The sequence below is a fragment of the Psychrobacter sp. AOP7-B1-25 genome (assembly GCF_052376195.1).
GTDB lineage: Bacteria > Pseudomonadota > Gammaproteobacteria > Pseudomonadales > Moraxellaceae > Psychrobacter.
Map to the genome: position 1 here is coordinate 14,769 of NZ_JBQSVK010000010.1, position 12,752 is coordinate 27,520.

The 12,752-nt window shown below is 40.2% G+C and carries 10 protein-coding genes; 9 read left to right on the plus strand and 1 reads right to left on the minus strand.

The genetic code is table 11. The features are described 5' to 3' along the window. The first annotated feature begins 2 nt into the window (after positions 1 to 2). The 9 genes from ACT3QR_RS09245 (at position 3) to ACT3QR_RS09285 (ending at position 11,443) form a co-directional block, all read left to right on the plus strand. Positions 3 to 2,480, plus strand: coding sequence for a capsular polysaccharide biosynthesis protein (locus ACT3QR_RS09245; protein ID WP_444521061.1), 2,478 nt, complete (start codon positions 3 to 5; stop codon positions 2,478 to 2,480). Positions 2,481 to 2,625: 145 nt separating this feature from the next. Beyond that, positions 2,626 to 3,852, plus strand: coding sequence for a capsule biosynthesis protein (locus tag ACT3QR_RS09250; protein ID WP_444521062.1), 1,227 nt, complete (start codon positions 2,626 to 2,628; stop codon positions 3,850 to 3,852). Between the two features lie 386 nt (positions 3,853 to 4,238). After that, positions 4,239 to 6,038, plus strand: coding sequence for a translation elongation factor 4 (lepA, locus tag ACT3QR_RS09255; protein ID WP_444521063.1), 1,800 nt, complete (start codon positions 4,239 to 4,241; stop codon positions 6,036 to 6,038). 98 nt (positions 6,039 to 6,136) lie between these two features. Next, the gene (gene lepB / locus ACT3QR_RS09260; RefSeq protein ID WP_444521064.1) at positions 6,137 to 7,039 is read left to right on the plus strand and encodes a signal peptidase I; all 903 of its coding nucleotides are present in this window, start codon (positions 6,137 to 6,139) and stop codon (positions 7,037 to 7,039) included. Positions 7,040 to 7,162: 123 nt separating this feature from the next. After that, positions 7,163 to 7,555 (plus strand): DUF4845 domain-containing protein, encoded by a 393-nt coding sequence (locus tag ACT3QR_RS09265; protein WP_444521065.1) that lies wholly within the window; start codon positions 7,163 to 7,165, stop codon positions 7,553 to 7,555. Between the two features lie 102 nt (positions 7,556 to 7,657). Further along, the gene (gene rnc, locus ACT3QR_RS09270) at positions 7,658 to 8,455 is read left to right on the plus strand and encodes a ribonuclease III (RefSeq protein ID WP_444521066.1); all 798 of its coding nucleotides are present in this window, start codon (positions 7,658 to 7,660) and stop codon (positions 8,453 to 8,455) included. Positions 8,456 to 8,781: 326 nt separating this feature from the next. Further along, on the plus strand, positions 8,782 to 9,747 hold the full coding sequence (gene era, locus ACT3QR_RS09275; protein WP_444521119.1) for a GTPase Era: 966 nt from the start codon (positions 8,782 to 8,784) through the stop codon (positions 9,745 to 9,747). A 63-nt stretch (positions 9,748 to 9,810) separates the two neighbouring features. After that, positions 9,811 to 10,602, plus strand: a complete 792-nt coding sequence (recO, locus tag ACT3QR_RS09280; RefSeq protein WP_444521067.1) for a DNA repair protein RecO — start codon at positions 9,811 to 9,813, stop codon at positions 10,600 to 10,602. A 67-nt stretch (positions 10,603 to 10,669) separates the two neighbouring features. After that, positions 10,670 to 11,443, plus strand: a complete 774-nt coding sequence (locus ACT3QR_RS09285; RefSeq protein WP_444521068.1) for a pyridoxine 5'-phosphate synthase — start codon at positions 10,670 to 10,672, stop codon at positions 11,441 to 11,443. Positions 11,444 to 11,463: 20 nt separating this feature from the next. On the opposite strand, the gene ACT3QR_RS09290 is transcribed toward ACT3QR_RS09285, so the two are convergent. Beyond that, a complete protein-coding gene (locus ACT3QR_RS09290; protein WP_444521069.1) occupies positions 11,464 to 12,192 on the minus strand; it encodes a GspH/FimT family protein in 729 nt (242 codons plus the stop codon). Positions 12,193 to 12,752: the final 560 nt, after the last annotated feature.

Consider the following 12,752-nt stretch of genomic DNA (forward strand, 5'->3'; position numbering starts at 1 on the left):
ATATGGCAAAAGAAGTAGCGAATGAAGTCAAGGTATCTACTATGTCTACCTCTGATCATGCGCTACTTTCGCCTTCGTCACAGTATCAATCGCCAAAGCAACTGGCAGTGATTGGTAAAGGTATGTGTCGCAATAACTTGCTACTCTCGCAAGTGCTACAAGCCGACATTCAGCGCTGGTATCCTTGGTCAGGTTTGCAACAAAACCTAATAAATGGCAAGAAAAAACCACAACCTGATGCATTTATTGGGTGGGGGCACAAGAAAAGCTTCCAACGAGCTGATAAAGCTGCAATCCGTCAGGACGTGAATACCTTAAGTATTGAAGATGGATTTTTGCGTTCATTGGATTCAGGTATTAGTAGTCGCCATGGCTTGAGCGTGGTTGTCGATGACATTGGCATTTACTTTGATATGACGCGCCACTCGCGCCTTGAGCAGCTGATTGTTGAGCGTACCAAGAGTACTAGTAGCGATCGTACAGCAGACAAGACACGTGCTCGTCATTTGATGGCGCGTATATGCGAGAAAAAACTTAGCAAATATAATTCCATAATTGATTGTCCGTCGTTGGATAAATTGATTGATGAAGAAAAGATTAACGAAAAAGAAAACGCTTCAAAACCACATGTCTTATTGATTGATCAAGTAGCTGGCGATGCCTCTGTTAAAGGTGCTGGTGCAAATAAACGTCAGTTTAAAAAGATGTTAAAATCTGCATGTCGCAATCATCCTAACGGCCACATCTGGATAAAGGCTCATCCCGCGTCAAAATTAGGATATTTATCCAACTTAAAACTACCTAAAAACGTTAGGTTGTTGACTCAATCCCTAAATCCTATTGAGCTGCTTAAACAAGTAGGCGATGTCTATACCGTCAGTTCACATATGGGCTTTGAAGCATTGATGTTAGGCAAAAGAGTACATTGCTTTGGGGTCAGTTGGTATAGTGGATGGGGATTAACTGATGACACTAATGCACCTAAAAACCTACTTAAAACAGTTCAAAAACGTCGTTTAGCATCAGCTGAGATATTCATAAGCAATAGGAACTTATCGAACTCAGCACTGTTTCCTATAACGTCGCATAAGACACTTCAAACGACACTGGAAGCATTATTTTATAGTGCTTATATTGATTATAGTCGTTATGTAGATCCGGCAACGAAACAAGCTTGTGACATAGATGCAGCCATTGAGTGGTTGGTGACCAATCGGCGTTGGCAAGGGCACCTTGAAGGCGATTTGACGGTATATGAATTTAGCCGTTGGAAGCTACCGTTTGTAAGAGCTTTCACCGACTTACCACGTACGACATTATTTATTAAACCAAAACCGCGTCTAAAAAACTTGTTACACCCAGACCATTTCCGTGTCAATTTTCAACAGCCTTTATTGGTATGGGGTTTGGCCAAACGTCAGCAAGTACAAAAAAAGCTACAGGGTAAACTTGCTGAGCAAAGCTTGGATATACCAGCTATTTATTGTATGGAAGATGGGTTTATCCGATCAAACGGTCTAGGCGCTACTTTACTGGCACCACTGTCTGTTGTGATAGACAAACAAGGTATTTATTACGATGCGACTCAGCCTTCAGATTTAGAAATATTGCTGCAAAATTGTCCACCACTGAGTTCTGAACAGCGTCTTCGCGTAAAAAAATTGCAGGATAAACTACTTACTCAGCGGGTAAGTAAATACAATGTTGGGATGGATATAGATATTGCTAGCATCCAAAATAATTCGTGGATGCAGGATGCCAAAATATCTGGGAGACGCCGCGTTCTTGTTATCGGTCAGGTAGAGGATGATTTATCAGTACAATACTGCGGCTCCACAATAAAGACAAATAGTGGTTTGATTGAACGTGTACGAGAAGATAACCCAGATGCCTATTTGATTTATAAACCGCATCCTGATGTTGAGGCAGGATTGCGAGCAGGTAAGGTATCAGAATCCCATCTACAACTAGTTCAAGCAGTAGCCTATGATACGGCGATGCCTGATTGCTTAGAATGGGTGGATGAGGTTCATACGATCAGCTCACTGACTGGTTTTGAAGCATTGCTACGTGGACTGGACGTTACCTGTTATGGTCTGCCATTTTATGCAGGTTGGGGGTTGACCACAGATATTGATGAGAAGTTATTACCTAAAGCCAACTATCTAAAAAGGCGTGAACGAGATATACCTTTGTCTCTTGAACAGCTAATATATGGCGCGCTTATATGCTACCCGTTGTATCGCTTACCTGATGGCTATGGATTAGCACAAGTAGAGCAAGTGATCGATTATTTATACCCTCCAAAAGATTTACATTTGCTTGAGAGAAATGAGAAGTCAGAGCCCGAAATAACTCATACTTCAAACAATTCAGCTAAGACTTTGTCTTTATCTACAAAGTTGAGACGTCATGCGACCATACGCTTTATGCAACAGCGTCATCGATGGCAACAGCAACTACGCAAAATATCTCGCTAATTTATCAGAAGAGCGCCATATAATTGCATTGCGACAAATAGGTGCATTTTCGGTATAATCATTTTTACGTTACGTATCTTCGCATGACTGCACGACCTTTCTCATTTTTATCTCTTACTTTTTCATTTAATGGTAGTCCAGTACTATGGCAGCTTCGATGTCTCACTTGCTTACTCATCGTCATGTCTTGCTACTACAAGGGAAAATGGGTGGGTTTTTTAATCGCTTTTCGTCATTCTTGCAAACACAAGACATTAAAGTGAGCAAAATCAATTTCAATGCGGGCGATGCCTTTTTTTATCATCACGATAATACTTACGAATATACCAATACATTAGCGCAATTTTCTTCTTGGTTGCAGGTATTTATCCAAGAGCATGATATTGATGCGATTGTATGCTTTGGTGATTGTCGACCACATCATACCCAAGCGGCATGTATTAGTGAAAGGTTGGGTGTTTCATTCTTTGTCTTTGAAGAAGGGTATTTGCGTCCTGATTATATTACCTTACAAGAACATGGGATTAACGGTTATTCACGTCTAAACACTGCCGAGATTAAAGCACTTAAGAAAGCCAATGATCAGCCTTTGTACACGCACAATCGATTTTATCGCTTAAGTATCGCCGCCATCGCCTATTACATTATTACTTGGGTTTATAAAAATCGCTATCCCCATTATTCGCACTATCGAGGTATGACTGCTTGGCAAGAAGCGATTGCCTGGTTGAAGGCACCGTGGCGGAAAATTCGAGGATATCTACCAGATAAACACTTGCAGAAGAGGCTGACCAAGCAAGAAAGTAATAACTACTTCTTGATCAGCTTGCAAGTGCATAACGACTCACAGATTACGCATCATAGTGATTATCGTGATGTGGTACAGTTCATTGATGAGTCTATCGCAAGCTTTGCAAAGTTCGCTAAACAAAAACAGTTACTCGTGTTTAAGCATCATCCACTAGATCGGGGTCATAGAGACTATCGGGAGCTGGTAGCTAGCCTAGCTGAACGTTATCAAGTGTCTCATCGTGTTTTCTATGGTTGTGATATGCACCTGCCAACATTGATGAAGTACAGTATTGGTATGGTGACGATTAATAGTACGACAGGCTTGCAGTCGGTCTATCATAAGAAACCGACTAAGGTGATGGGTCGCGCAATTTATGATATTCCTAAGCTAACAGATCAAAAGCCGCTTGATGAATTTTGGCAGCAGCCTAAGAGCCCAGACAACGAGTTTTATTTAAGGTTTCGTGAATATCTAATAGAGCAGACTCAGATAAATGGCGCTTTTTATGGCAAATCGCCGTGGATGTATAAATATCTGTATCAAACTGGCAGTGAAACAACAGATGTAAATATTTCTTGAACCAATTAAACATAGCTGCTTGTTTTCTTTATAGAGGTTCATAGTAGCTATTTTGTGATAATTAAAATGGTCTCTACAGAAATAAGTGAGGTACAACGAGCGTGCTACTTCTTGCTTTTACTTTTTTAGCTTACTATTTCATCTGCAAGTCACATCTCTTCTAACAAAATCGCCTTACTTTGCAGTGGAAAACTGCTAGAATACTCTTTTATGTCTTTGCATAAGAGCTAATGTGCTTGGCTATGGATTTCAGACAGCAGTAATAGCCGAATTGGCTGGTTATAGCTGTTAACTTTCAACAAAGTACAAGTACATTATCTATTGCATCTGACAGTATTTATTTTTAAGTTTTATTATTCTATCACCTTTAATTTAGTAGGCGCTTTGTGACTGCATTAGCCAATATTCGTAACTTTTCAATCATTGCCCACATTGATCATGGTAAGTCGACGCTTGCCGATCGTTTTATTCAAATGTGCGGTGCCTTGCAAGATCGCGAGATGCAGGCGCAGGTGCTCGACTCAATGGATATTGAGCGTGAGCGTGGTATCACTATCAAAGCACAGTCAGTAACACTGTTCTATGACCACCCAAACGGTGAGCGTTATCAGCTTAATTTCATTGATACGCCTGGCCACGTTGATTTTTCTTACGAAGTATCACGTTCTTTAGCAGCATGCGAAGGCGCGCTATTGGTTGTTGACGCTGCTCAAGGTGTGGAAGCACAGTCAGTAGCAAACTGTTATACGGCAGTAGATGAAGGCCTAGAAGTAATGGCCGTACTTAATAAAATTGACTTACCACAAGTAGAACCAGAGCGTGTTATTCAAGAAATTGAAGATATCATTGGTATTGATGCCGTTGACGCACCGCGTGTATCAGCTAAGTCTGGCCTAGGTGTCGATAAGCTGCTAGAGGCTTTGGTCGAGTTTATTCCAGCACCAACTGGTGAACGTGACGCACCGTTGCAAGCTTTAATTATTGACTCATGGTTTGATAGCTATCTGGGCGTGGTTTCATTGGTGCGTGTACGTCAAGGGACGGTAAGAAAGGGCGATAAAATTTATATTAAATCGACCAAAGAAGCACACCCAGTAAGCTCTATCGGTGTATTTACACCCAAGCCTGTCGATACAGGTATTTTAGAAGCTGGTGAAGTGGGCTTTATTATTGCTGGTATTAAAGACATTGCTGGCGCACCAGTGGGCGATACCATTACTCATTCTAAAACGCCTGATGTTGATCGTATTCCAGGTTTTAAACAGATCACTCCTCAAGTTTATTCAGGTATGTTCCCTGTTGATGCCAATGATTTTGAAAAATTCCGTGAAGCTTTGCAAAAGCTGCAAATCAATGATGCTTCGCTGTTTTTTGAGCCAGATACGTCAGATGCGCTTGGTTTCGGTTTTCGTTGTGGCTTCTTAGGTATGCTGCATATGGAGATTATTCAAGAGCGTTTAGAGCGCGAATATGATCTGGATTTGATTACTACGGCACCCTCAGTTATCTATGAAATTGAGAAAAAGAATGGCGATGTGATCTATGTAGATAACCCATCACATCTACCTGAGCCAAACAATATTGAAGAGTTCCGTGAGCCAATTGCCCGTTGTCAAATCCTAGTACCGCAAGAGTACCTAGGTAATGTAATGACAATGTGTATTGAGCGTCGCGGCGTTCAAGTTGATATGCGCTTTATGGGTCGACAAGTACAGCTGATATTTGATATCCCAATGGGCGAGGTGGTCATGGATTTCTTTGATCGCCTGAAGTCAGTTTCACGAGGTTTTGCATCGCTTGACTATAACTTCGAGCGTTATCAAGCTGATAAATTAGTAAGAGTCGATGTACTAATCAATGGTGACAAAGTTGATGCCTTAGCGATGATTGTGCACGAAACCCAAGCACGTTATCGTGGTAATGCACTGGTCACGAAGATGAAAGAATTGATTCCACGTCAGATGTTTGATGTTGCCATCCAAGCGGCTATCGGTAGTCAAATTATTGGTCGTAGTACGGTAAAAGCCATGCGTAAAGATGTACTAGCGAAATGCTATGGTGGCGATGTATCACGTAAGAAAAAACTACTGTCTAAGCAAAAAGCAGGTAAAAAGCGCATGAAGCAAGTAGGTAATGTGGAAATCCCACAGGAAGCCTTCTTAGCCGTGTTGCAAGTTGATAGCTAATTATTGGACTCTAAGATAGTCATTGTAGATAACAGTCAAATGTAGTGAGTCTTATCATAAAGATGTTAGATAAGCCGCTCGTTAATAGGCAATTTGGTATGGATTTTGATTTCAATTTAATTTTAGTGCCGTTAACTATAGTTCTAGGAATTGTTTGGCTGTTAGACAAGCTAGCGCTTAAACAGCGCAAGACTCGTGGTCGAGGTCAAGAAGGCTTACTAGTTCGCTGGGCTTATGACTTTTTCCCTGTGCTAGCAGTGGTATTAATAGTACGCTCATTTTTGATTGAGCCATTTAATATCCCATCATCCTCTATGGTGCCGACGTTATATACGGGCGACTTTATTGCCGTCAATAAGTATGCTTACGGCGTGCGTCTGCCGCTAACTTATAATAAGGTGCTAGATACTGGTGAGCCTGAGCATGGTGATGTGGCAGTGTTTCGCTATCCTGAAAACCCGAGCATTTATTATATTAAACGTGTTATTGGACTGCCTGGCGACACGGTAAGTTATAACCAAGGTACACTTTCTATTAACGATGTGCCTGTTGAGACTAAGTCTGTAGACTTTGCGGCAAATGCTGAATTGACTTCGCAGCTATATTTACCAGGACAGGTTGCCCCAGGTCAAGTACTGACAGAAGAGAGTGCTTCTGCAATGGGTCAGCAGGAAGAAGACACGGCACAATATTTTGAAGAAATACAAGGTAACAACAAGCATCTCGTACGTTACCTAGACGGTATGAACAGCTCGCAATACGCCCCATTTTTGCAGCAACAGTCACCAGAGGTGGTCGAATCAGAGGGTACGGAATGGCGTATTAACGTGCCAGAAGGTCAGTATTTTGTGATGGGTGACAACCGTGATCGTAGCGCTGATGGTAGGTTTTGGGGTTTTGTTCCTGATGAAAACCTAGCGGGTAAAGCAGTCTATATCTGGATGCATAAACCACCTGGCTTAAATCTACCTACCTTTGAACGTAATGGTGCTATCAATTAAGATTATTCATCAGTTGATTCATCAATAATGGTTTTATGCTAATATCGTTGCTACCTAATAAATAGCTATTTGTTATTTAGAGGCTTATTCAACATAGTCATTTATCTTTAGAAGGATATCGTAATGCAGCAATTATCTGGTTTGGCTATGCAGCGTGGCGCCAGTGTGACAAATATTGTTCTCATTATTATGCTTTTGGGTATTGCGACTAAATTGATAGTAGCTATCGTACCGGCTCAAATTGGTGACTATCAACTGACCAAGGTATTAAGTGCACAGCTAAAAGAAGCTAATAATAACAACGAGACAGCTAAGCAATTTGTCGAACGTGTCAATAAACAGTTATCTATTAATGCTGACTATGATACCAAAGCAGAAGATGTGTTTACTTTTACGGATAAAAAAACAGGCCGATTGGCTATTTATAAAGAATATGCAGTAACTAACAACTTTTTTAGCAATGTCGATATTGTTAACCGTTTCGAAGGTAACATCGAAATGGCAACAGCAGAGTAAGCTATAATAGTACGACGTATCGCTTTCATTATTTCATAAAATATATTAAACAATATTATTAAATCAAATCTGTCAAGCAGAAGGGATAACCATAAACCACGCATGAAACCAACTTCGCACCATTCCCAAGCGGTTCCTACTTCCCGAAAAAATAGTACGTCTATTGATACGCCTGTTGTTAGCTCAGAATTTATTCAGCGATTAGCCGTATTAACGCGTAAGTTAGGCTATGAGTTCGATAACTTAGGTCTTCCTAAACTTGCACTAACGCATCGCTCGTTCGATAGTAAAAAGAACTATGAGCGTCTAGAGTTTCTAGGTGACGCCCTTTTAGGGATGATTGTGGGTGAAGCGTTATATCATCGCTATCCTAGCCAAAACGAAGGTCGATTAACGCGTATGCGTGCGACATTGGTACGCCAAGAGTCATTGGTTATTATTGCCCAAAACTTAGAGCTGTCTAATCATCTGATATTAGGGGTAGGTGAGCGAAAAGGTGGTGGTCGTAATCGCGCCTCTATACTGGCGGATGCTGTAGAGTCTCTGATTGGTGCTATCTATTTAGATAGTCAAGATATGGACATTACTCGTAATTGTGTTCTTTCTTGGTATGGTGATCTGATTGATAATGTCAATGACCAAAAAGCGCTGAAAGATGCGAAAAGTCGGCTGCAAGAGTGGCTACAATCTAAGCAGTTTGACTTACCCAACTACGAGCTTATGGAAACGCGTGGTAACGCACCGCATCAAATTTTCGTCGTGCGCTGCCATGTTAATATTAATAACTGCCCTGATATTACTGAATCCGGTGAAAGCCGCCGTATCGCTGAACAAAAAGCAGCAGAGCTTATGATCAACCAACTACACAAACTGCCAGGATCAGCCAAAAAACGTGTATAGCTGATGTCTATTAATGCATTTTGGTTTCAGAGTAACGGTTTAAATGAGCTTACATTTGGCAAACACGTATCAAAACTACCTCACATATTATTTATTTCAAAACTTTAAATGTTTCTAGCCCTTTTCTAATGAATGCTAAATAAATTTAGCATCCAAGACTGTTCGGCTAGTCACAAACCCTATAGGATTAACTTATGAGCAATCATACTGATTTGCCATCAAACAATGAAGATAGCACTCAAAACTTGGGTGAAAATACAGATATGGACTCAAGCCAAAATACTATCAAAGCCACTGATGCAGCAGATGTCGCAGTAGATAATGATATGGCAATTGAAGAGTTTTTTGCCCCAAGTGGCAATACTCGTATGGCTGATGATTTTAGAGCAGGTTACGTCGCTATTGTTGGACGTCCAAATGTGGGCAAGTCAACTTTGATGAATCACTTATTAGGTCAAAAACTCTCTATCACTTCACGCAAACCACAAACTACCCGTCATCGTATTCATGGCATTTTGTCAAACCATGAAATGCAAGCTGTGTTTGTCGATACACCAGGTATTCATCATAACGAAGTGCGTGCTATTAACGAACGTATGAATAAGGCGGCGGTATCAGCATTAGTAGATGTTGACTTAGTGTTGTTTGTCGTTGACTCAGATCAATGGCGTGATGATGACCTATTAACCTTGCAAAAGCTTGGCGAGACCGATTTAACGGTTGTATTGGTTATCAATAAATCAGATACCTTAAAAGATAAAGGCAGCGTGTTACCGCTTATTGAAACTTTCAACGATAGTTTCGATTTTGCTGATATCGTTCCCGTATCTGCACTCAAAAACCAAAACTTAGATCGTCTGCAAGAAGTGATTGCCTCACATTTACCAGTTGCTGCGCCTATTTATGACACAGAACAAATCACTGATCGCTCTGAGCGTTTTTTAGCCAGTGAAATCATTCGCGAAAAAATCATGCGTAGTGCGGGTGATGAAGTGCCATATGATTTAACGGTACAGATTGATGAGTTTAAAGACGAACCGGCACATACTGATCCAAAAACAGGGCGTCCACGCAAAGCTTGTACTTTCATCGATGCGACTATCTATGTTGAACGTGGTGGTCAAAAAGCCATCGTTATCGGTGACAAGGGCCAGCGTATCAAACAAGTTGGTATGGATGCTCGTAAAGATATGGAGCAGTTGTTTGGTAAAAAAATTATGTTAACACTATGGGTCAAAGTGAAACGTGGTTGGTCTGATGACGAGCGTGCATTGACCAGTTTGGGCTATTGATAGCGGTTAAGAACGAACGCTTCAAAAGCACTGTCTGCCTTTACTATATTTAGGTAATAAAAAATGCGTAATGAAGCGCTCGTCGGGTATTTATTGCATCAGCGTCCTTATCAGGAAAAACGCGCTTTGTATTATCTTTTTTCTCAACAACATGGCGTGATACATGGTGTTGGGAAAAAAGGCGCTCCACTGTTTATGCCGTTACAGCTTTTTGCTACTGGCAAACGCGATCTAAAAACATTTAGTCAAATTAATATTGCTTCGCAAGATACGGCTCAAACTGACCGTGTTCAAAAAGACAGCGTTCAAAAAGACAGTATACCTACTATATTGGAAGCAGCGCCTTACGCTAATATTAGCGGTCAACATCAGTATGCCGCACTATATATAAATGAGATATTGTGGCGGCTGTTACCTACTGAAGATCCAATGCCAGTATTGTGGCAGCATTATCAAATCAGTCTACAACAACTCAAGCAACCTCTGAGCAATAATGAGCTTCGTCTTTGTCTACGTCAGTTTGAGCAGCATTTATTTACCGAGTTAGGATTTACCTTAACGTTAATGCATGACAGCGTTGAAGACCCCATCGAATCTGATTGTATTTACCGTTTTTTACCGGATGTAGGCCTGCTCCCTGTACTAGTACATAATGAAGAGTCTGAGCATTTAGCCAGTGATTCTGGACAGACTGTTTTTAAGGGTGCAGATATTATAGAAATGGCACGCTTAGGTATTACTGAGCAGACGCTGAATCATTGGTCAAAACTGCATCGACATCTTATTGACCATTTACTTGATTATCAGCCCCTACAAAGCCGTCTATTATGGCAGCAGCAGCAGCGTTATCAATAGTTTCAGTCTCAACTATTATCTTAATATCAACTATATAAGCTAGGCTTAATTGCCCAAAGGATTTTTTATGAGTATCTCTGTATCTACCTCATCTGAAAACAATTCAAAAAAACCTTTGTTAGGCGTGAATATTGATCACGTAGCAACATTGCGTCAAGCGCGCGGTGTGAATTATCCAAGTCCATTGGCTGCTGCATTATTGTGCGAAAAGGCAGGGGCAGATGGTATTACTATACATTTACGTGAAGACCGTCGTCATATACAAGATGCAGATGTTTATGAAATGGCAGGGCAGTTGTCGACGAGAATGAATCTAGAGATGGCGGCGACGGATGAGATGCTCACAATTGCCTGCGAAGTTAAACCTTTTTGGGTATGTTTAGTACCTGAAAAGCGTGCAGAGTTAACGACAGAAGGTGGTCTTGATGTTGCAGGGCAAGTCACGTTTCTAAAAGAATATGTTCATAAACTGCAAGACTCTAATATTAAGGTTTCTTTGTTTATTGATCCTGATGACAAGCAGATTGCAGCTGCCGTTGAGTGTAATGCGGACGCGATAGAGTTGCATACCGGTGCTTATGCCGAAGCAGGATTAGCAAATGATAATGATGTACAGTTGGCTGAACTTAAAAGAATTGAACAAGCAGTAGCTACAGCACAGAGCCTAGATGATAAATTGCTTATTAACGCAGGTCATGGTTTAACGTGTGACAATGTTAATGCCATTGCAAAAATTGATGGTATATATGAATTAAATATCGGTCATGCACTTATTGCAGACGCTGTATTTGTAGGACTAGAGAGCGCAGTGATAATGATGAAAGAGGCCATGTATAAGTAGGTTTACGTGTATGGCATCTATTACCCATTACATTTCGTAGGATGGTCTACGTTAAGTTTATGTTTGACGATGCCTGATTGGTTAAAAGAGATTTGATACATTGACTTGTTATAAGAAGAGGTAGGGCAGTATTTTATATGGCCGAAGTGCCCTCGCGGTCTACCACTATCACCCCAAAATTTAGTATAGTGACGCCTACCGCCAACTCTTAACTTCACTGTACTATATCTTAGGTTTAAGGATTGCTGAGTTAATAAAATGTCCACTTGAGAATCAAAATGCTTATTGTTATTTTTATCTACAAATAACAAAAGCGTTTTATCACTATTCCTATGACATTGCTTTGCGTCATTCGATAAGCAAACTAAGACATCTTGTCGACTTATATAACTTTCGGCTCTCGCCAATGATAAGGTGTTCTCTAACTGATGCTTGACACGTTGCGCTTCCATACGCGCTAAGTGCGTTAAGATACTTGGCACCGCAATAGCTGCGGTAACTCCTAATACCACGGTCGTCACAACCAGCTCAACGAGAGTGAAGCCATTTGATTGTTTAATACTTAAAATATTATTATTCTGAAGGGATGATCTCCTATAATCGACTAACTTGAATAGTTCATTGAGTAACCTATATGCAATGGCCAAAAACTTCTCAACTCTATACCTACCTTTTCTAAGAATAAACATGTAAAGAATAAACGTGACTATTCTTTTGCAACTGGCCAGTATCTGATTAAATAAGTTCATAAAGCGCTACATCCTATAGCTGTCTGTCGTTCAAATAAAACAACATTTCACACATCCTTGTGTTAACTATCTTTAGAACGCACCAATTGTCTAAACTTTTTCTGTTTTCTCTCATTTAACTGTATATAAAACAAATGTAATTGCTAATTGATTGATTTTCAGAAGAAAATTGGTTTCTTACAATATATATGGAATATATAGCGACTGTCAAAAAATGTTTCAATTAGTGAAAGAACAACATTAGTAATAGAGAAAAAGTTCTAATTGTAATAAAATGCTTCAAGAAAATAGCTATCAATAGACTATTCACCTATCACAAACTGACATACAAAAGATAAAAAGCGTAAGGTGTGTTAGTTCTGGGTAACTTAGAATGTTTATTGTGTTTTAGTTACAACATTATCGTGTAATAATGTGTAGCTGGTTAACGAAAAAAGTTGTAAACTGAATTAATAATCGCTAAGCTACTCCTTAATTGGTTTTGCTTTGTAACTTAAAATGCGTAAGAGATGTTTATCTTAGTACGTCTTGAAATCGGTTTTGCTTGATGCATCACTAAA

Bases quoted from the DNA above. Each gene is read 5' to 3' on its own strand.
- ACT3QR_RS09290 (WP_444521069.1), bottom strand. From the start codon at position 12,192: ATGAACTTATTTAATCAGATACTGGCCAGTTGCAAAAGAATAGTCACG.
- recO (WP_444521067.1), top strand. From the start codon at position 9,811: ATGCGTAATGAAGCGCTCGTCGGGTATTTATTGCATCAGCGTCCTTAT.
- ACT3QR_RS09265 (WP_444521065.1), top strand. From the start codon at position 7,163: ATGCAGCAATTATCTGGTTTGGCTATGCAGCGTGGCGCCAGTGTGACA.
- ACT3QR_RS09245 (WP_444521061.1), top strand. From the start codon at position 3: ATGGCAAAAGAAGTAGCGAATGAAGTCAAGGTATCTACTATGTCTACC.
- ACT3QR_RS09285 (WP_444521068.1), top strand. From the start codon at position 10,670: ATGAGTATCTCTGTATCTACCTCATCTGAAAACAATTCAAAAAAACCT.
- era (WP_444521119.1), top strand. From the start codon at position 8,782: ATGGCAATTGAAGAGTTTTTTGCCCCAAGTGGCAATACTCGTATGGCT.
- rnc (WP_444521066.1), top strand. From the start codon at position 7,658: ATGAAACCAACTTCGCACCATTCCCAAGCGGTTCCTACTTCCCGAAAA.
- lepB (WP_444521064.1), top strand. From the start codon at position 6,137: ATGGATTTTGATTTCAATTTAATTTTAGTGCCGTTAACTATAGTTCTA.
- ACT3QR_RS09250 (WP_444521062.1), top strand. From the start codon at position 2,626: ATGGCAGCTTCGATGTCTCACTTGCTTACTCATCGTCATGTCTTGCTA.